The following is an 18,582-nucleotide window of genomic DNA, read 5'->3' as shown; positions in this document are numbered from 1 at the left end:
CTTTGTCACTGGTTTCGCTATGGTTGGCTGGCTGTTCTGACACTTCAAATCCACCGGCACCTGTCAGCTCCGTCAATGGCAATGCACCTGCAAATACCAATTCTGGTATGTTGATTACGCCGCCACCGAAGATGGGGACGACGTCTACAACGCAGCAACCGCAAATTCAGCCGGTACAACAGCCACAAATTCAATCGGCTCAACAGCCGCAAATCCAACCGGTACAGCCTGTTGCCCAGCAACCGGTGCAAATGGAAAACGGACGCATCGTCTATAACCGTCAGTACGGAAATATTCCGAAAGGCAGTTATAGCGGCAGTACTTACACCGTGAAAAAAGGCGACACGCTTTTCTATATCGCCTGGATTACCGGTAACGACTTCCGTGACCTTGCCCAACGCAACAATATTCAGGCGCCTTACGCTCTGAACGTAGGTCAGACCTTACAGGTGGGGAATGCTTCCGGTACGCCAATCACTGGCGGAAATGCCATTACCCAGGCCGACGCAGCAGAGCAAGGAGTTGTGATCAAGTCTGCACAAAATTCCACCGTTGCTGTTGCGTCGCAACCGACAATTACGTATTCTGAATCTTCGGGTGAACAGAGTGCTAACAAAATGTTGCCGAACAACAAGCCAACTGCGACCACGGTCACAGCGCCTGTAACGGTACCAACAGCAAGCACAACCGAGCCAACTGTCAGCAGTACAACAACCAGTACGCCGATCTCCACCTGGCGCTGGCCGACTGAGGGCAAAGTGATTGAAACCTTTGGTGCTTCTGAGGGAGGCAACAAGGGGATTGATATCGCAGGTAGCAAAGGACAGGCAATTATCGCGACCGCAGATGGCCGCGTTGTTTATGCCGGTAATGCGCTGCGCGGCTACGGTAATCTGATTATCATCAAACATAATGATGATTACCTGAGTGCCTACGCCCATAACGACACAATGCTGGTCCGGGAACAACAAGAAGTTAAGGCGGGGCAAAAAATAGCGACCATGGGTAGCACCGGAACCAGTTCAACACGCTTGCATTTTGAAATTCGTTACAAGGGGAAATCCGTAAACCCGCTGCGTTATTTGCCGCAGCGATAAATCGGCGGAACCAGGCTTTTGCTTGAATGTTCCGTCAAGGGATCACGGGTAGGAGCCACCTTATGAGTCAGAATACGCTGAAAGTTCATGATTTAAATGAAGACGCGGAATTTGATGAGAATGGAGTTGAGGTTTTTGACGAAAAGGCCTTAGTTGAAGAGGAACCCAGTGATAACGATTTGGCCGAAGAGGAGCTGTTATCGCAGGGCGCAACACAGCGTGTGCTGGACGCGACTCAGCTTTATCTTGGTGAGATTGGTTATTCGCCACTGTTAACGGCCGAAGAAGAAGTTTATTTTGCGCGTCGCGCACTGCGTGGTGATGTCGCCTCTCGCCGCCGGATGATCGAGAGTAACTTGCGTCTGGTGGTAAAAATTGCCCGCCGTTATGGCAATCGTGGTCTGGCGCTGCTGGACCTTATCGAAGAGGGTAACCTGGGGCTGATCCGCGCGGTTGAGAAGTTTGACCCGGAACGTGGTTTCCGCTTCTCAACTTACGCAACCTGGTGGATTCGCCAGACGATCGAACGGGCCATCATGAACCAAACCCGTACTATTCGTTTGCCGATTCACATCGTAAAGGAGCTGAACGTTTACCTGCGAACCGCACGTGAGTTGTCCCATAAGCTGGACCACGAACCGAGTGCGGAAGAGATCGCAGAGCAACTGGATAAGCCAGTTGATGACGTCAGCCGTATGCTTCGTCTTAACGAGCGCATTACCTCGGTAGACACCCCATTGGGTGGTGATTCCGAAAAAGCGTTGCTGGATATCCTGGCCGATGAAAAAGAGAACGGTCCGGAAGACACCACGCAAGATGACGATATGAAACAAAGCATCGTCAAATGGCTGTTCGAACTGAACGCCAAGCAGCGTGAAGTGCTGGCACGTCGATTCGGTTTGCTGGGGTACGAAGCGGCAACACTGGAAGATGTAGGTCGTGAAATTGGCCTCACCCGTGAACGTGTTCGCCAGATTCAGGTTGAAGGCCTGCGTCGTCTGCGTGAGATTTTGCAGACTCAGGGGCTGAATATCGAAGCGCTGTTCCGCGAATAAGCAAGCATCTGTCAGAAAGGCCAGTCTCATATGAGGCTGGCCTTTTTCTTTTGTATAGGGAGTTGGTGTGTTTTGTCGCCTGGATAAGATGCGACAGCGTTATGTGTTCATCATTTTTCGCACCAGCTGCATAAACAGCTCCTGCTCTTCTCCACTCAAACGCCCCAAAAATTCTTCATCCACGCCGTCCCCAATGGGGATCGCCGCTGCAAGTACCTTTTCTCCTTCCGCAGTCAGCCAGACAAAGCGCCGTCGCTTATCGACGGTGTCATGCTCTCGTCTGACCAGGCCACGATTTTCCATTCTTGCCAACATTTCCGCCAGCGTAGCCTTCGTGCTGACAGCAGCTTCTATCAGCGCAACCTGCTCTATACCGGGGTGTTCAGCAATAGCGCGCATCACCGCATACTGCGGTTTGGTCAGATCAGGTAACTCATGCTGCCAGCGAGACGTGTGCTGCTGAAAAAGCTGTCGTAACTGATGGAACGCTTTATTTCGTAACGCCATGTAAACTCCGGGCTAATTCTCTGCCGTTATCATAGCGGTTTTTTAGTGACGAAGAAGATGTTGTTACTTTTCCGCACTTGCCGCTACGTGAATAGAAGGGTATGTTAATAATAACGTTCGTGTACGAACAATTAAGGGAATAAAAAATGAGACTGATCGTCGGGATGACTGGGGCTACAGGTGCGCCTCTTGGTGTGGCATTACTGCAAGCACTAAAGAAGATGCCCGGTGTTGAAACACATCTTGTGATGTCGAAGTGGGCGAAAACCACCATTGAACTGGAAACGCCATACAGCGTCCACGATGTCGCGGCCCTGGCAGACTATTGCCATGACCCGGCGGATCAGGCGGCGACTATCTCCTCAGGTTCCTTTCGTACCGATGGCATGATCGTTATTCCGTGCAGCATGAAGACGCTGGCTGGTATTCGTGCTGGCTATGCCGATGGGCTGGTGGGGCGCGCAGCTGATGTTGTTCTCAAAGAAGGGCGCAAGCTGGTGCTGGTGCCGCGTGAAATGCCGCTCAGTACTATCCACCTTGAAAATATGCTCGCGCTTTCCCGTATGGGCGTGGCGATGATACCGCCCATGCCTGCCTTCTATAACCATCCCGAAACGGTAGATGACATTGTCCACCACGTGGTTGCCCGCGTGATGGATCAGTTTGGCCTCGAACATCCTCAAGCCAGGCGCTGGCAAGGATTGCCGCAGTCCGGGAGTTTTTCTCTGGAGAATGAATAATGGCTTTTGATGATTTACGCAGCTTTTTACAGGCACTTGACGACCAGGGGCAATTGCTGAAAATCAGTGAAGAGGTTAACGCCGAGCCAGATCTGGCCGCTGCTGCCAACGCCACCGGGCGTATCGGCGACGGCGCACCCGCGCTGTGGTTTGATAATATTCGCGGCTTTACCGATGCCCGCGTGGCGATGAATACCATTGGGTCCTGGCAGAACCACGCGATTTCCCTCGGCCTGCCGCCGAACACGCCGGTTAAAAAACAGATTGATGAGTTTATCCGCCGCTGGGATAACTTCCCGATTGCCCCGGAGCGCCGCGCCAATCCAGCCTGGGCGCAGAACACTGTCGATGGCGAAGAGATTAACCTGTTCGATATTCTGCCGCTGTTTCGCCTGAACGATGGCGATGGCGGTTTCTATCTCGATAAAGCCTGCGTGGTTTCCCGCGATCCGCTCGACCCGGATAACTTCGGCAAGCAGAATGTCGGCATCTACCGTATGGAAGTGAAGGGCAAGCGTAAGCTCGGCCTGCAACCGGTGCCAATGCACGATATCGCCCTGCATCTGCATAAAGCGGAAGAGCGTGGAGAAGATTTGCCGATAGCCATCACCCTTGGTAACGATCCGATCATCACGCTGATGGGCGCTACACCGCTGAAATACGATCAGTCTGAGTACGAAATGGCGGGCGCACTGCGCGAAAGCCCATACCCGATCGCTACCGCCCCGCTGACCGGTTTTGATGTGCCGTGGGGCTCGGAAGTAATCCTCGAAGGGGTTATCGAAAGCCGCAAACGCGAGATTGAAGGGCCGTTCGGCGAGTTTACCGGCCACTACTCCGGCGGGCGCAACATGACCGTGGTGCGCATCGATAAAGTCTCTTACCGCACGAAACCGATTTTCGAATCGCTCTATCTCGGTATGCCGTGGACTGAAATCGACTACCTGATGGGGCCAGCCACCTGTGTGCCGCTGTATCAGCAACTGAAAGCCGAGTTCCCGGAAGTGCAGGCGGTGAACGCCATGTACACCCACGGCCTGCTGGCGATAATCTCCACCAAAAAACGCTACGGCGGCTTTGCCCGCGCGGTGGGCCTGCGTGCGATGACCACGCCGCACGGTCTGGGCTATGTGAAGATGGTGATTATGGTCGATGAAGACGTTGATCCGTTCAACCTGCCGCAGGTGATGTGGGCGCTCTCGTCGAAAGTGAACCCGGCGGGCGACCTGGTGCAGTTGCCAAATATGTCAGTGCTGGAACTCGACCCAGGCTCAAGTCCGGCGGGGATCACCGACAAGCTGATTATCGACGCCACCACGCCTGTCGCCCCGGACAACCGTGGTCACTACAGCCAGCCGGTGGTGGATTTACCGGAAACTAAAGCCTGGGCTGAAAAACTGACCGCTATGCTGGCCGCACGTAAATAAGGAGAACAAGATGATTTGTCCACGTTGTGCCGATGAACAGATTGAAGTGATGGCGAAATCGCCGGTGAAAGATGTCTGGACGGTCTACCTGTGCCAGCATTGCCTTTATACCTGGCGCGATACCGAACCGCTACGCCGCACCAGCCGTGAACATTATCCGGAGGCGTTCCGTATGACGCAAAAAGATATTGATGACGCGCCGATGGTGCCGAGCATTCCGCCGCTGCTGGCGACAGATAAGCGTTAATAAAAAATGCCGGGTAGAGGATTTACTTTACCCGGCTACGTTATTTAATTTTATAAAACGACAGGCGTCCGCTTTTCGGCGATCCGGTATCAATGTAAATCTGGTTAGCGAACGTCTGAATGTTATCAAACATCGTATGTCCAAATATAAAATAGTCAGCGCCGTTTATTTCTTCTAACTCGCCATTAAGCGATTTCTGCACACGATCAACAGGCCAGAGTAATTCGCTTTCCGCTATTTCTTTGTCAAAGAGATATTCATTCCCCGGATAATCTGCATGTGCGATGACATATTTTATTATGTCGTTGGTAATTTCAATAATATGCGGAAGGTGATGGAATTTCAGTAACAGGTCTATTGCCTCTTGTTGTTCCGTATCATTTAAATCGAAAAACCAGTCACCGCCGCTGGCTAACCACATATTACCATCACCTGTAGCGAACGCATCAAGCGCCATCGCTTCGTGGTTGCCTTTTACGGTGGTAAACCAGGGCTGGTTTAACAGGCGCAACACATTAAGACTCTCCGGCCCACGATCAATGTTATCGCCGACGGAAATAAGTAAGTCTGTTTCAGTGCAAAATGATAATTGATGTAAACGGGAGTGTAATAATTGATAATCCCCATGAATATCACCAACGGCCCATATATGGCGATAGTGATGGGCATTGATTTTTTGATAGCGTGTAGATGGCATGGTTTTACCCTGTAAAATAATATCTACTATTATACAGGGTATTTTTATTTGATTTGTCAGTTGTCGTTAATATTCCCGATAGCAAAAGACTATCGGGAATTATTTTTACACCAAACTTTTCAACCGATAAATCCACTCTAACGCCTGACGCGGGGTGAGTGAATCTGGATCAAGATTTTCCAGAGCTTCGACCGCAGGCGAAGTTTCTTCTGGTACTGATAGCAAAGACATTTGCGTACCATCCACCTGCGTAGCGGCGGCATTCGGTGAAATGCTTTCCAGCTCGCGCAGTTTTTGCCGCGCGCGTTTGATCACCTCTTTCGGCACGCCTGCTAGCGCAGCAACCGCCAGGCCGTAGCTTTTGCTCGCCGCGCCGTCCTGCACGCTGTGCATAAAGGCGATGGTGTCGCCGTGCTCCAGCGCATCGAGGTGCACGTTAGCGACGCCTTCCATTTTCTCCGGTAGTTGAGTCAGCTCGAAGTAGTGGGTGGCAAACAGCGTCAATGCCTTAATCTTATTCGCCAGATTTTCCGCGCACGCCCATGCCAGTGACAGACCATCGTAAGTGGACGTCCCGCGTCCAATCTCATCCATCAACACCAGACTGTACTCGGTGGCGTTATGCAGAATATTAGCGGTTTCGGTCATCTCCACCATAAAGGTTGAACGCCCGGATGCCAGATCGTCCGCCGCGCCCACACGGGTAAAGATACGGTCAATCGGGCCAATCTCGACTTTTTGTGCCGGTACATAGCTGCCGATATAGGCCATCAGCGCAATCAGTGCGGTCTGGCGCATATAGGTACTTTTACCGCCCATGTTCGGACCGGTAATGATTAACATGCGACGCTGTGGCGACAGATTCAGCGGGTTAGCGATAAACGGCTCATTCAGTACCTGTTCAACCACCGGATGGCGGCCTTCGGTAATGCGAATGCCAGGTTTATCAATAAAGGTCGGGCAGGTGTAGTTCAGGGTATAGGCCCGTTCTGCCAGGTTCACCAGCACGTCGAGTTCTGCCAGCGCGCTCGCGCTCTGTTGCAGCGCTTCCAGATGCGGCAACAGCAGGTCGAACAACTCTTCATAAAGCTGTTTTTCCAGTGCTAGTGCTTTGCCTTTTGAAGTGAGGACTTTGTCTTCGTACTCTTTCAGCTCTGGAATAATGTAACGTTCAGCGTTTTTCAGCGTCTGGCGGCGCATATAGTTGATTGGCGCCAGATGGCTTTGCCCACGGCTGATCTGAATGTAATAACCATGAACCGCGTTAAAGCCGACTTTCAGCGTGTCCAGGCCGGTACGTTCACGCTCGCGGATTTCCAGACGCTCCAGATAATCGGTCGCGCCGTCAGCCAGCGCCCGCCACTCATCCAGTTCTTCGTTATAGCCTGGTGCGATAACACCACCGTCGCGTACCAAGACCGGCGGCGTGTCGATGATTGCGCGCTCCAGCAGATCGCGCAGCTCGGCAAACTCGCCCATCTTTTCACGTAGCGCCTGTACCGGTGCACTATCGACATTTTCTAACTGCGCGCGCAGTTCCGGCAGTTGCTGGAAAGCGTGACGCATACGGGCCAGATCGCGTGGGCGAGCAGTTCGTAAAGCCAGACGTGCCAGAATACGCTCCAGATCGCCCACCTGACGCAGCACAGGCTGCAGCTCGGCGGTAAAATCCTGCAATGCGCCAATAGTTTGCTGGCGCTCAAGTAACACGCGGGTATCGCGCACAGGCATATGCAGCCAGCGTTTCAGCATACGGCTACCCATCGGCGTGACGGTGCAATCGAGCACTGAAGCCAGCGTATTCTCCGCACCGCCCGCCAGATTCTGGGTGATTTCCAGATTACGGCGTGTCGCGGCATCCATAATGATGCTGTCCTGCTCACGTTCCATCGTGATAGAACGAATATGCGGCAGGGTGGTGCGTTGGGTATCTTTTGCATACTGCAACAGGCAACCGGCAGCACAAAGCCCGCGTGGCGCATTCTCGACGCCGAAACCAATCAGATCGCGAGTGCCAAATTGCAGGTTCAACTGCTGGCGCGCGGTGTCGATTTCAAACTCCCACAGCGGGCGACGACGCAGGCCGCGACGACCTTCAATCAGCGACATCTCGGCGAAATCTTCTGCATACAGCAGCTCTGCCGGATTGGTGCGTTGCAGCTCTGCCGCCATCGTTTCGCGGTCAGCCGGTTCGCTCAGACGAAAACGCCCGGAGCTGATATCCAGCGTCGCATAGCCAAAACCTTTGCTGTCCTGCCAGATAGCCGCCAGCAGGTTATCCTGGCGCTCTTGCAACAGGGCTTCATCACTGATAGTCCCCGGCGTGACGATACGGACAACCTTGCGCTCAACCGGCCCTTTGCTGGTTGCAGGATCGCCAATCTGTTCGCATATAGCGACGGACTCGCCCTGATTCACCAGTTTGGCGAGATAGTTTTCCACTGCATGGTAGGGAATACCCGCCATCGGGATCGGCTCGCCCGCAGACGCGCCGCGTTTGGTCAGCGAAATATCCAGCAGCTGCGACGCCCGTTTTGCGTCGTCATAAAACAGCTCGTAAAAGTCACCCATCCGGTAGAACAGCAGGATCTCCGGATGCTGGGCTTTCAGCTTGAGATACTGCTGCATCATTGGTGTATGGGCGTCGAAATTTTCTATTACACTCATGGAATTAGATCCGGTTCCCTGATGTTAAATGTAGTGTGATGGTTTTTATTTTCGTTGTAATCACATAAGGCGCACATGATACCGGAGTTAATCATTTCAGGGGAAGACGCGAAAGGTCAGTTCTTGATGCCGGTTCCGCGAAAAATGCTGCTTTGCAGCTTTTGCGTGATGACTATGAAACAAGATCGCAAAATTACATCGGTTGAAGAAACCTCCTCCTTCAGAGCCATAGTCCCCTTTAGAATTAAGTTGTAATATAAATGCACCTTAAGAGTATGGAGGCAGCATGTCCGGCAAGCGTATCTCTCGTGAAAAACTGACGATTAAAAAAATGATCGATCTTTATCAAGCGAAATGCCCGCAGGCGTCAGCGGAGCCGGAGCATTACGATGCGCTGTTTGCTTACGCGCAAAAGCGGCTGGATAAATGTGTGTTTGGCGAAGAGAAACCTGCCTGTAAACAGTGTCCGGTGCACTGTTACCAGCCTGCGAAGCGTGAAGAGATGAAGCAGATTATGCGGTGGGCGGGGCCGAGAATGCTGTGGCGTCATCCGATCTTAACCGTGCGTCATCTGATTGATGATAAACGTCCAGTGCCAGAACTGCCGGAAAAATATCGCCGGAAGAAATAAATTTGCCGGAGGAATTTATTCTCTCCGGCAAATACGGCGCTTACGCTTTGGTCGCAATCAGGATTGCTGATGCCTTGATCAATGCAATAACGCGCGATCCTGTGGTGAGTTTCATTTCATCCTGGCTTTCATTGGTTACCACTGCCACAACTTCAAAACCCGCATCTGTTTTGATATGGACAGTGGCATTCACTGCGCCTTCGGTGATTTTCGAAACGCTGCCAGCAAACTGGTTGCGAGCAGAGAATTTCAGTCCACAGTCTTCCGTTGCCAGCGTTACCCACGGGGCTTTAATCAGGGCAATCGCTTCTTTCCCTTTTGCCAGCCCCAGGGCTTGCTGGCTACTGTGGGTAACAACCGCTACCAGCTTTGCGCCACCTGCCAGCGTCAGTTCTACTTCATCATTCACCGCGCCCATTGCGACTGCGCTAACTGTTCCGGTTAATTGATTTCTTGCTGAAACTGCCATACTGCCTCCTTTCATTGAATGTTGATCGAGTATAACCACATCTGTTAAACCAATGCCGCTTTATCTATCCCCAGCCGCTTCATCCGTGACAGCAGAGTGGTGCGTTTTAACCCCAGACGTTGTGCAGCGCCTTTTGGCCCGGCAACCACGCCATTAGTCTCTTTTAATACGCGGACAATCAGTTGATATTCATCTTCGCCTTCCTGGGCGACGACCGTCGCGGCCGGTGGTGTTTCAGGTTCTGACAGAGGGATATCGGGTAAAGAGAGTTGTAGAACGTTACCTCGTGTCAGCAACACCGCGCGCTCAATGACGTTTTCCAGTTCGCGCACGTTACCTGGCCATTCCATATTGCTCAATGCGCGCAGAGTCTCGGCAGGAATGCTGTCAATATTACGACCCAGGCGGCGGGCAATTTTAAATGTAAAGGCTTTAGCCAGCAGCGGAATATCTTCCGGGCGCTCGCGCAGCGGCGGCAGATGAATCGGGAAGACGTTCAGGCGGTAGTAGAGATCGCTACGGAACTCGCGGTCGGCGACCATTTTTTTCAGATCGCGGTTAGTCGCGGCGATTAAACGCACGTCCGTCTGAATGATTTTATTGCTGCCGAGGCGTTCAAACTCCTGTTCCTGCAATACGCGCAGCAACTTCGGCTGTAACTCCAGCGGCATATCGCCCACTTCATCGAGGAACAGCGAGCTTTTATCCGCCAGTTCAAAACGACCAATGCGCTGAGCGCTGGCACCAGTAAAGGCACCACGCTCATGACCAAACAGGTCACTTTCCAGTAATCCCGCAGGCATGGCGGCGCAGTTCATCTTCACCATTCGCCGACCATTGCGGTTGCTAAGATTGTGGATCGCGCGGGCAATCAGTTCCTTACCCGTCCCCGTTTCACCGAGAATGAGTACGGTACTGTCGCTTTGCGCTACCATCTCAACCTGCTTGAGCACGCTATACATGGCTTCGCTGCGACCAATAATCTCGCCAAATTCGCTATCCACATTATTGAGCTGTTCGGTCAGAGCAAGGTTTTCGTCAACCAGGCGCTCTTTCAGTCGGTGGATTTCCTGATAGGCGAGGGCGTTATCCACGGCAATCGCCACACGTTCCGCAATCTGGCGCAGCAAACTCAGGTTAGTGGTGGTAAAGGTTTTCTCTTCGCACTGCGCCAGTTTCAGCACGCCCAGCATGGTGTTGCCAGACATCAACGGTAGCAGGCACAGCGTCTGGATCTGGTTGCCCCAGGTGTCGAACAACATGCGTTCGTAGGGGGCTAAATTGTCTCGCTCGTGGAGATTAAGCAGCAGCATCTCTTTGCTTTTAAATACGCGCTCGGTGAGGGTTCCGGCCTCATCAACTTCACTCTGTTCGTGAGTGGGATGCTGTTTATCGAGATAGTGAGTGGAGTAAACGTTGAGTTTGTTTTTGCGGTGGCTACGTAAGACGATGCTGATATCGTCGATATCGAAGTAGTAGTGGATTTCCTTAGCCACTTCGCTGACCAGCTCGTCCATGTCCAGGCGAGAAAGTACCGCGTTGGTGATGGCAACCAGGATGCGGAAGTTATCCCGTTCCCGGCATAGCAGTTCGTAGTCGACATTGTTGATGACGCGGCTCTGAATTTGCTCGCTGACAACAGAAACAATCTGCGTAAATGTTTGCAGTCGATTGAACTCTTTTTCGCTCCACGGGCGATCGTCATAACGAATAAATTCACAACCGCCAAAAATATGTCCTTCCGCGGCCTGCGGCATCAGGCAATAGTGACCAAATTTGGGGTATAGCCCACTCGTAGCCAGTTGCGGCCAGGTGTCACAAAATTCTTCGTAGCTGCAGTGCAGTGTGTCAGGGCGCGATAAAATGCTGCGCACCGGACCATGTGCCAGAATGGTTTCGTCTTCGTATTTAATGGGATTGTCTTTGTCACGCGACGCGTAATAAGTCGCACGTTGAGTCTGCGCTTGCCACAACACAATAGCTGCGTTGTCGGCGAGCGCAGAACGCTTTACCAGTTGCGAAAGAGCCTCACACAGCGAGGCCAGATCGGGCTGCTGCAATAGTGTCCGAGTGATGTCGAACAACCCTTGTTGCCCGAGATCACTCATCGGTGTATACGACATGTTGTTCTTCCAGGAAAGCACCGCTAAGCGGTGCAAAAGGTAAATGACAAATTCCAGGGGCTAGATTTTTATTAGCATATACGAGGTAGCGGTTCGGCGTGTGGTAGGTCGAGAGTTCGTTTCACGCCATAAAGTCCAGCGAGACGAACACCTTTACGCTCAACCACTTCGCCAATTAATGCTGCATCTTGTCCCAGTGGGTGGGAACGCAGCGCCGCCAGCACTTGCTCTGCCGCGTTACGCTCTACAGCAATCACCAGCTTACCTTCGTTGGCAAAGTTAAGGGCATCAAGACCCAGCAGCTCGCAAACGCCACGCACGGCAGGTTTAACCGGCAGCGCTGCTTCTGAAAGTTCAATACCGCAACCGCAGGCTGCCGCGAACTCATGAACTACCGCGTTCACTCCACCACGGGTAGCATCGCGCAGCGCTTTCACGCCGGGAATGTCGCGCAGCGTCTGAATCAGTGGCGTCAGTACCGCGCAGTCGCTGACCAGTTCGCCGTCCAGCCCCAGCTGCTCGCGCAGGTTAAGGATAGTCGCCCCGTGGTCGCCGAGGGTACCGCTAACCAGCAACACATCGCCTGCGGTTAGCGTCTGTGCTCCCCAGTGAATATTCGCCGGAATTGCGCCCATGCCTGCGGTGTTGATAAACAGTTTATCTGCCGCCCCACGCTGTACCACTTTAGTATCGCCAGTGACGATGGCGATGCCTGCCGCGCGGGCGGTTTCTGCCATGCTGGTAACCACGGCTTTCAGCGTCTCCATCGGCAATCCTTCTTCGAGGATAAATCCACAGGAGAGATAGCGCGGAATAGCGCCGCTGACCGCAACGTCATTGGCCGTGCCGCAAATCGCCAGCTTGCCGATATTACCGCCAGGGAAGAACAGCGGGTCGATGACGTAGCTGTCAGTGGAGAAGGCAAGACGATCGCCTTCTGCCATTAATTGCGCCAGGTCAAGACGTGCCTGATCTTCCTGTTCTGCCAGCCACGGATTGGCAAAGGCTTCCATAAACAGGCTGTTGATTAATTGCTGCATCGCCTGGCCGCCGCTGCCGTGGGCGAGTTGGATATTGTTCACACTTCACTCTCCTGCTGACGATACTGATACCATGCGGCACATGCTCCTTCGGAGGAAACCATAAGTGCGCCGAACGCGGTTTGAGGATTACAGGTGTTACCAAACAGCGGGCATTGATGCGGCTTACATTTGCCGGTCAATACTTCACCACAACGTGCGCGCGGGTCATCGCAAACCTGCTGCGGTGCTGGGCGGAAATGTGCTTCGGCATCGAATCGTTGATAATCCGGCGTCAGGTGCACACCAGACGATTCAATCACGCCTAAGCCGCGCCATTCGCTGTCGCCATTGACGCAGAAGACGTCAGCAATCGCCTGTTGTGCCAGCAAATTACCCGCATCTGGCACCACTCGCCGGTACTGATTCTCTACCTTGCTGTGGGCCGCTATTTTCTGCTCTACCAGCATCACCACGCCTTGCAGTAGATCAAGAGGTTCGAAACCAGCGACCACCAGAGGACGATGAAAATCGCTGGCGATAAAATTATAGGCGTCGGTGCCAATTACCATACTGACGTGGCCCGGCGCGAGGAACGCGTCGATGCCATTGTCCGGCTGTTCCAGCAAACTGCGCAGCGTGGGGATCAGCGTAATGTGCTGGCAGAAGAAGTAAAAATTCTGCACATCGCGGGCTTTTGCCTGTTGCAGAGTGATGGCAGTGGTCGGCATGGTGGTTTCAAACCCTAAGCCGAAGAACACCACTTTACGAGTTGGGTTCTCCTGCGCCAGTTTCAACGCATCCATTGGCGAGTAGACGATGCGCACATCAGCACCGCGTGCTTTTGCCTGCAACAACGACCCCTGTTTCCCCGGTACGCGCATGGCGTCGCCAAAGGTACAGAAGATGACTTCCGGATGGCTGGCAATCTCCACGCAGGTGTCGATTCTGCCCATCGGCAGAACGCACACCGGGCAACCAGGTCCGTGGATAAACTCAACGTTTTCCGGCAGTAACTGGTCGAGGCCGAATTTAAAGATGGCGTGGGTATGACCGCCGCACACTTCCATAATCCGCAGAGGGCGTTCGGCGGTGTATGAAAGATGTGAAGCACGTTCGCGCAGATGCTCAATTAACTGCATCACCTGTTCCGGCGCGCGATATTCATCAACAAAACGCATTATTTTTCCTCGCCATACAACAGCGCACCGACATCCGGCTCAACATCAAACATATTTTGTAAGGCGTCGAGAGTGTCACGCGCTTCGGCTTCATTAATTACGCTCATGGCAAAGCCAACGTGAACCAGTACCCACTGGCCCACGCGTGGCTGACCGTTTTCATCGCAGCTGCCGACTAGCGTTAAATCAACATCGCGCTGAATGCCGCAGACGTCGACTTTCGCCAGGTTGCCGTCAATGGTGCGAATCTGGCCAGGAACGCCTATGCACATCGCTGTGCCTCCAGCCAGTTCAGCCACTGGCCCATCCCTTCGCCGCTGGTGGCGGAAATAAGGATGATTTCAATTTCTGGATTGACTTCGCGGGCGCAGGCGATGCACTTCTCAACGTCAAAGTTGAGATACGGCAGCAAGTCAACTTTGTTGAGCAGCATCAGTGAGGCGGCGGCAAACATATGTGGATATTTCAGCGGTTTGTCTTCGCCTTCAGTGACGGAAAGTACCGCGACTTTGTGTTTTTCTCCGAGATCGAAGCTCGCCGGGCATACGAGGTTACCGACGTTTTCGATAAACAGAATACCGTTATCGTCCAGTGGCAGGCGCGGTGCGGCATCAGCGATCATCTGTGCATCGAGATGGCAGCCTTTACCGGTATTCACCTGAATAGCTGGTGTGCCGGTAGCGCGAATGCGGGCTGCATCGTTCACGGTTTGCTGGTCGCCTTCAATCACCGCACACGGAACGCTATCTTTCAGGCGCATTAAAGTTTCCGTCAGCAGGGTGGTTTTACCGGAACCAGGGCTGGAAACCAGGTTGAGTACCAACTGATTGCGGGCAGCAAAGCGCGCGCGGTTGCGTTCAGCCAGACGGTTGTTTTTGTCCAGCACGTCAATTTCGACTTCCAGCATCCGACGCTGGCTCATACCCGGTGCATGAGTGCCAGCTTCGCCGTGACCATAATGCAGGTCGCCTTCTTCGGTCTGGCTGGGGGTAAATTCAGGCGCTTTAATGCCGGTGATTTTCATCTTCGGCCGTGCCGCCGGGGCAAATGGCGCGCTACGAAACGCGGAATGAGGGTTATGTTCATCACCCTCGATATACAGGTTGCCTTCACCGCAACCGCATGTTGTACACATCGCTCACTCCTGGTCTATTTCTATCCGCCGAATCTGTAAACCGTCGTCTGCCACAATGCGCAGCATGTCGCCATGACACTGTGGACAGCGGCGGACGCGCTGGGTCAGTAGCGTTACATACTGCTGGCATGTTTCACACCAGCACTCGGCCTCTTGTTCTTCGAGGTGCAGTTTACAACCTTCTGCCACGCTGCCGCGGCAAACCAGATCAAAACAAAAGGCAAGAGAGCTGGTTTCGACACAAGAAAATGCGCCAATTTTGAGCCAGACCGCAGTTACGCGTTTTGCGCCGTGTTGTATGGCCTGCTGTTCGATCAATTCCAGTGCCCGCTGGCAGAGGGTTATTTCGTGCATATCGCCTCCCATTAACTGTTGCCCGTGACAAGCAATAATTATGCCAGTGTTGATTATCCCTGATGTGAACAATGTCGATGATGTCGAAATGACACGTCGTCATGGCGTCGAAAGTCGGCTGCCTTATGAAAAGTATATAAATAACAATGAGATAAAAATTGGCACAAAAAATGCTTAAGGCTGGCATCTCTGTTAAACGGGTAACCTGACAATGACTATTTGGGAAATAAGCGAGAAAGCCGATTACATCGCACAGCGGCATCGTCGCCTACAGGACCAGTGGCATATCTACTGCAATTCGCTGGTTCAGGGGATCACGTTATCAAAAGCGCGTCTGCACCACGCCATGAGTTGCGCGCCAGATAAAGAACTCTGTTTCGTACTTTTTGAACATTTTCGCATTTACGTCACCCTGGCGGATGGTTTTAACAGCCACACCATCGAGTACTACGTCGAAACGAAAGACGGCGACGACAAGCAGCTGATTGCACAGGCTCAGTTAAGCATTGACGGCATGATTGATGGCAAGGTCAACATCCGCAATCGCGAACAGGTTCTGGAACACTATCTCGAAAAAATCGCTGGTGTTTACGACAACTTATACACCGCCATTGAGAACAATACGCCGGTGAATTTAAGCCAACTGGTAAAGGGACAAAGCTCAGCAGCATGAGCTGAGGCTTTGTCCGGTTTGCAGGCATCATGCCTGTTTGGGGATGGGCGTGTCGATGAGTGTCGAAAATGACATTTCATCGGCATGTTTTCGTCAAAAATGACAATCACCTGAGGAATGCCCGGTGAATCGTTTTGTAATTGCTGACTCCACGCTCTGTATCGGCTGCCACACCTGTGAGGCCGCCTGTTCAGAGACGCATCGCCAGCACGGCCTGCAATCAATGCCGCGCCTGAGAGTGATGCTAAATGAAAAAGAATCTGCGCCGCAGCTCTGTCACCACTGTGAAGATGCGCCCTGTGCGGTGGTCTGCCCGGTTAATGCTATCACTCGTGTTGATGGGGCCGTGCAGCTGAATGAAAGCCTGTGCGTAAGCTGCAAACTGTGCGGCATCGCCTGTCCGTTCGGCGCAATCGAATTTTCCGGCAGCCGTCCGCTGGATATTCCTGCAAATGCCAATACCCCGAAAGCGCCACCGGCACCGCCTGCTCCGGCGCGTGTCAGCACGCTGCTTGACTGGGTGCCAGGTATTCGCGCGATCGCCGTCAAATGTGACCTTTGTAGCTTTGATGAACAAGGTCCGGCCTGCGTGCGGATGTGCCCGACCAAAGCCCTGCACCTGGTGGATAACACCGATATCGCCCGCGTTAGCAAACGTAAGCGTGAGCTGACCTTTAACACGGACTTTGGCGATCTCACCTTGTTTCAGCAGGCTCAAAGTGGAGAGGCTAAATGAGCGCAATTTCCCTGATCAATAGCGGCGTGGCGTGGTTTGCCGCCGCCGCTGTTCTGGCATTTCTCTTTTCTTTTCATAAGGCACTAAGCGGCTGGATTGCCGGAATTGGCGGCGCGGTTGGTAGCCTGTACACCGCAGCGGCAGGTTTCACCGTGCTGACTGGCGCGGTTGGCGTGAGCGGTGCGCTGTCACTGATAAGCTACGATGTGCAAATCTCTCCGCTTAACGCGATTTGGCTGATTACGCTCGGCCTGTGCGGTCTGTTTGTCAGCCTCTACAACATTGACTGGCATCGCCACGCGCAGGTGAAGTGCAACGGCTTGCAGATCAATATGTTGATGGCTGCGGCCGTCTGTGCCGTCATCGCCAGCAACCTGGGCATGTTAGTCGTGATGGCAGAAATCATGGCCCTGTGCGCGGTGTTCCTCACCAGCAACAGTAAAGAGGGCAAACTGTGGTTTGCGCTGGGGCGTCTTGGTACTTTGCTGCTGGCGATTGCCTGCTGGCTGGTCTGGCAGCGTTACGGCACGCTGGATCTGCGCCTGCTGGATATGCGTGTGCAGCAACTGCCGCTCGGTTCCGATATCTGGCTGCTCGGTGTGATTGGCTTTGGCCTGTTGGCCGGGATTATTCCTCTGCACGGCTGGGTGCCGCAGGCACATGCTAACGCCTCTGCGCCAGCTGCCGCGCTGTTTTCTACGGTGGTGATGAAAATTGGCCTGCTGGGCATTTTAACCCTGTCGCTGCTGGGTGGTAACGCGCCGCTGTGGTGGGGGATCGCGCTGCTGGTGCTCGGCATGATCACCGCGTTCGTCGGCGGTCTGTATGCGTTGATGGAGCACAACATCCAGCGTCTGCTGGCTTACCACACCCTGGAAAATATCGGCATTATCCTGCTGGGGCTGGGCGCTGGCGTAACGGGTATCGCGCTTGAACAACCGGCGCTGATTGCTCTTGGCCTGGTCGGTGGTCTGTACCATCTGCTTAACCACAGCCTGTTCAAAAGCGTACTGTTCCTCGGGGCGGGGAGCGTCTGGTTCCGTACCGGTCATCGCGATATCGAAAAACTCGGTGGTATTGGCAAGAAAATGCCGGTTATCTCCATCGCTATGTTAGTCGGGCTGATGGCAATGGCTGCGCTGCCGCCGCTGAACGGTTTTGCCGGGGAATGGGTTATCTATCAATCCTTCTTCAAACTGAGCAATAGTGGCGCGTTTGTTGCCCGTCTGCTGGGGCCGCTGCTCGCTGTGGGGCTGGCAATTACCGGTGCGCTGGCGGTGATGTGTATGGCGAAAGTCTATGGCGTCACGTTCCTCGGTGCGCCGCGTACCAAAGAAGCCGAAAACGCCACTTGTGCGCCGCTCCTGATGAGCGTCAGCGTGGTGGCACTGGCGATTTGCTGCGTAATTGGCGGTGTTGCTGCGCCGTGGCTGCTGCCGATGCTGTCGGCTGCTGTACCTCTGCCGCTGGAACCCGCCAACACCACCGTTTCTCAACCGATGATCACACTGCTGCTGATTGCCTGCCCGCTGCTGCCATTCATCATCATGGCGATTTGCAAAGGCGACCGTCTGCCGTCACGTTCCCGTGGCGCGGCCTGGGTGTGCGGCTACGACCACGAAAAATCAATGGTGATTACCGCTCACGGTTTTGCCATGCCGGTTAAACAGGCGTTTGCGCCAGTGCTGAAACTGCGCAAATGGCTGAATCCGGTGTCGCTGGTGCCGGGCTGGCAGTGCGAAGGTAGTGCGTTGCTGTTCCGCCGGATGGCGCTGGTTGAACTGGCGGTACTGGTGGTGATTATTGTTTCACGAGGAGCCTGAG

At 53.5% G+C, this 18,582-nt stretch carries 19 protein-coding genes; 9 read left to right on the top strand and 10 right to left on the bottom strand.

The window, feature by feature from the left end:
- Positions 1 to 8 precede the first annotated feature (8 nt).
- Together nlpD and rpoS are read left to right on the top strand one after the other, a co-directional pair.
- Positions 9 to 1,097: a murein hydrolase activator NlpD gene (gene nlpD / locus FEK50_RS20640; protein ID WP_240780284.1), complete on the top strand. Its 1,089-nt coding sequence runs from the start codon at positions 9 to 11 to the stop codon at positions 1,095 to 1,097.
- A gap of 62 nt (positions 1,098 to 1,159) precedes the next feature.
- Positions 1,160 to 2,152, top strand: a complete 993-nt coding sequence (gene rpoS, locus FEK50_RS20635) for an RNA polymerase sigma factor RpoS (RefSeq protein ID WP_000081550.1) — start codon at positions 1,160 to 1,162, stop codon at positions 2,150 to 2,152.
- A gap of 99 nt (positions 2,153 to 2,251) precedes the next feature.
- On the opposite strand, the gene FEK50_RS20630 is transcribed toward rpoS, so the two are convergent.
- Positions 2,252 to 2,659: a MarR family transcriptional regulator gene (locus FEK50_RS20630; protein WP_130258109.1), complete on the bottom strand. Its 408-nt coding sequence runs from the start codon at positions 2,657 to 2,659 to the stop codon at positions 2,252 to 2,254.
- A 146-nt stretch (positions 2,660 to 2,805) separates the two neighbouring features.
- Between FEK50_RS20630 and FEK50_RS20625 the strand changes: the two genes are divergently transcribed.
- The 3 genes from FEK50_RS20625 to FEK50_RS20615 are packed head-to-tail and all read left to right on the top strand — an operon-like array spanning position 2,806 to position 5,073.
- Positions 2,806 to 3,399: a non-oxidative hydroxyarylic acid decarboxylases subunit B gene (locus FEK50_RS20625; RefSeq protein WP_131162382.1), complete on the top strand. Its 594-nt coding sequence runs from the start codon at positions 2,806 to 2,808 to the stop codon at positions 3,397 to 3,399.
- Entirely contained in the window at positions 3,399 to 4,826 is a 1,428-nt protein-coding gene (locus FEK50_RS20620; protein WP_046081190.1) for a non-oxidative hydroxyarylic acid decarboxylases subunit C, read from the top strand. Before FEK50_RS20625 ends, FEK50_RS20620 begins: the two co-directional genes overlap by 1 nt.
- Positions 4,827 to 4,836: 10 nt before the next feature.
- Positions 4,837 to 5,073 carry a non-oxidative hydroxyarylic acid decarboxylases subunit D gene (locus FEK50_RS20615; RefSeq protein WP_131162381.1) on the top strand — a complete coding sequence of 79 codons (237 nt, stop codon included), beginning with the start codon at positions 4,837 to 4,839 and terminating at the stop codon, positions 5,071 to 5,073.
- 40 nt (positions 5,074 to 5,113) lie between these two features.
- Here FEK50_RS20615 and pphB read toward each other — a convergent pair whose 3' ends face one another.
- Both pphB and mutS read right to left on the bottom strand, forming a co-directional pair.
- A complete protein-coding gene (gene pphB / locus FEK50_RS20610; protein WP_131162380.1) occupies positions 5,114 to 5,770 on the bottom strand; it encodes a protein-serine/threonine phosphatase in 657 nt (218 codons plus the stop codon).
- A 105-nt stretch (positions 5,771 to 5,875) separates the two neighbouring features.
- A complete protein-coding gene (gene mutS / locus FEK50_RS20605) occupies positions 5,876 to 8,437 on the bottom strand; it encodes a DNA mismatch repair protein MutS (protein ID WP_131162379.1) in 2,562 nt (853 codons plus the stop codon).
- Positions 8,438 to 8,723: 286 nt separating this feature from the next.
- On the opposite strand from mutS, the gene FEK50_RS20595 reads away from it, so the two are divergent.
- Complete coding sequence (locus FEK50_RS20595) at positions 8,724 to 9,068, top strand: nitrous oxide-stimulated promoter family protein (RefSeq protein ID WP_130207644.1); 345 nt, start codon at positions 8,724 to 8,726, stop codon at positions 9,066 to 9,068.
- Between the two features lie 40 nt (positions 9,069 to 9,108).
- Here the strand turns inward: FEK50_RS20595 and FEK50_RS20590 are convergent, their stop codons facing one another.
- The 7 genes from FEK50_RS20590 to hypA all read right to left on the bottom strand — a co-directional run bounded on the left by FEK50_RS20590 (position 9,109) and on the right by hypA (position 15,349).
- Complete coding sequence (locus FEK50_RS20590; protein ID WP_131162378.1) at positions 9,109 to 9,537, bottom strand: TOBE domain-containing protein; 429 nt, start codon at positions 9,535 to 9,537, stop codon at positions 9,109 to 9,111.
- A gap of 44 nt (positions 9,538 to 9,581) precedes the next feature.
- Positions 9,582 to 11,660 carry a formate hydrogenlyase transcriptional activator FlhA gene (gene flhA / locus FEK50_RS20585; protein WP_130207640.1) on the bottom strand — a complete coding sequence of 693 codons (2,079 nt, stop codon included), beginning with the start codon at positions 11,658 to 11,660 and terminating at the stop codon, positions 9,582 to 9,584.
- Between the two features lie 71 nt (positions 11,661 to 11,731).
- Positions 11,732 to 12,742: a hydrogenase maturation carbamoyl dehydratase HypE gene (gene hypE, locus FEK50_RS20580; protein ID WP_130207638.1), complete on the bottom strand. Its 1,011-nt coding sequence runs from the start codon at positions 12,740 to 12,742 to the stop codon at positions 11,732 to 11,734.
- The gene (gene hypD, locus FEK50_RS20575) at positions 12,739 to 13,860 is read right to left on the bottom strand and encodes a hydrogenase formation protein HypD (protein ID WP_130207636.1); all 1,122 of its coding nucleotides are present in this window, start codon (positions 13,858 to 13,860) and stop codon (positions 12,739 to 12,741) included. The genes hypE and hypD overlap by 4 nt, the downstream gene beginning before the upstream one ends.
- Positions 13,860 to 14,132: a hydrogenase 3 maturation protein HypC gene (gene hypC, locus FEK50_RS20570; protein ID WP_000334874.1), complete on the bottom strand. Its 273-nt coding sequence runs from the start codon at positions 14,130 to 14,132 to the stop codon at positions 13,860 to 13,862. The genes hypD and hypC overlap by 1 nt, the downstream gene beginning before the upstream one ends.
- Entirely contained in the window at positions 14,123 to 14,995 is an 873-nt protein-coding gene (hypB, locus tag FEK50_RS20565) for a hydrogenase nickel incorporation protein HypB (RefSeq protein ID WP_130259324.1), read from the bottom strand. Before hypB ends, hypC begins: the two co-directional genes overlap by 10 nt.
- A 3-nt stretch (positions 14,996 to 14,998) precedes the next feature.
- Complete coding sequence (gene hypA / locus FEK50_RS20560; protein WP_130207634.1) at positions 14,999 to 15,349, bottom strand: hydrogenase maturation nickel metallochaperone HypA; 351 nt, start codon at positions 15,347 to 15,349, stop codon at positions 14,999 to 15,001.
- 211 nt (positions 15,350 to 15,560) lie between these two features.
- Between hypA and hycA the strand changes: the two genes are divergently transcribed.
- The 3 genes from hycA (at position 15,561) to hycC (ending at position 18,581) form a co-directional block, all read left to right on the top strand.
- Positions 15,561 to 16,022 (top strand): formate hydrogenlyase regulator HycA, encoded by a 462-nt coding sequence (gene hycA, locus FEK50_RS20555; RefSeq protein WP_131162377.1) that lies wholly within the window; start codon positions 15,561 to 15,563, stop codon positions 16,020 to 16,022.
- A 124-nt stretch (positions 16,023 to 16,146) separates the two neighbouring features.
- On the top strand, positions 16,147 to 16,758 hold the full coding sequence (gene hycB, locus FEK50_RS20550) for a formate hydrogenlyase subunit HycB (RefSeq protein WP_001079186.1): 612 nt from the start codon (positions 16,147 to 16,149) through the stop codon (positions 16,756 to 16,758).
- On the top strand, positions 16,755 to 18,581 hold the full coding sequence (gene hycC / locus FEK50_RS20545; protein WP_131162376.1) for a formate hydrogenlyase subunit 3: 1,827 nt from the start codon (positions 16,755 to 16,757) through the stop codon (positions 18,579 to 18,581). The genes hycB and hycC overlap by 4 nt, the downstream gene beginning before the upstream one ends.
- Position 18,582: the final 1 nt, after the last annotated feature.

Source organism: Escherichia sp. E2586 (assembly GCF_005781105.1).
GTDB lineage: Bacteria > Pseudomonadota > Gammaproteobacteria > Enterobacterales > Enterobacteriaceae > Escherichia.
Note: the sequence above shows the minus strand (reverse complement) of the source record. Positions and strands in the feature narration are given on the sequence as shown.

Bases quoted from the DNA above. Each gene is read 5' to 3' on its own strand.
- rpoS (WP_000081550.1), top strand. From the start codon at position 1,160: ATGAGTCAGAATACGCTGAAAGTTCATGATTTAAATGAAGACGCGGAA.
- FEK50_RS20630 (WP_130258109.1), bottom strand. From the start codon at position 2,659: ATGGCGTTACGAAATAAAGCGTTCCATCAGTTACGACAGCTTTTTCAG.
- FEK50_RS20625 (WP_131162382.1), top strand. From the start codon at position 2,806: ATGAGACTGATCGTCGGGATGACTGGGGCTACAGGTGCGCCTCTTGGT.
- FEK50_RS20620 (WP_046081190.1), top strand. From the start codon at position 3,399: ATGGCTTTTGATGATTTACGCAGCTTTTTACAGGCACTTGACGACCAG.
- FEK50_RS20615 (WP_131162381.1), top strand. From the start codon at position 4,837: ATGATTTGTCCACGTTGTGCCGATGAACAGATTGAAGTGATGGCGAAA.
- pphB (WP_131162380.1), bottom strand. From the start codon at position 5,770: ATGCCATCTACACGCTATCAAAAAATCAATGCCCATCACTATCGCCAT.
- mutS (WP_131162379.1), bottom strand. From the start codon at position 8,437: ATGAGTGTAATAGAAAATTTCGACGCCCATACACCAATGATGCAGCAG.
- FEK50_RS20595 (WP_130207644.1), top strand. From the start codon at position 8,724: ATGTCCGGCAAGCGTATCTCTCGTGAAAAACTGACGATTAAAAAAATG.
- FEK50_RS20590 (WP_131162378.1), bottom strand. From the start codon at position 9,537: ATGGCAGTTTCAGCAAGAAATCAATTAACCGGAACAGTTAGCGCAGTC.
- flhA (WP_130207640.1), bottom strand. From the start codon at position 11,660: ATGTCGTATACACCGATGAGTGATCTCGGGCAACAAGGGTTGTTCGAC.
- hypD (WP_130207636.1), bottom strand. From the start codon at position 13,860: ATGCGTTTTGTTGATGAATATCGCGCGCCGGAACAGGTGATGCAGTTA.
- hypC (WP_000334874.1), bottom strand. From the start codon at position 14,132: ATGTGCATAGGCGTTCCTGGCCAGATTCGCACCATTGACGGCAACCTG.
- hypB (WP_130259324.1), bottom strand. From the start codon at position 14,995: ATGTGTACAACATGCGGTTGCGGTGAAGGCAACCTGTATATCGAGGGT.
- hypA (WP_130207634.1), bottom strand. From the start codon at position 15,349: ATGCACGAAATAACCCTCTGCCAGCGGGCACTGGAATTGATCGAACAG.
- hycA (WP_131162377.1), top strand. From the start codon at position 15,561: ATGACTATTTGGGAAATAAGCGAGAAAGCCGATTACATCGCACAGCGG.
- hycC (WP_131162376.1), top strand. From the start codon at position 16,755: ATGAGCGCAATTTCCCTGATCAATAGCGGCGTGGCGTGGTTTGCCGCC.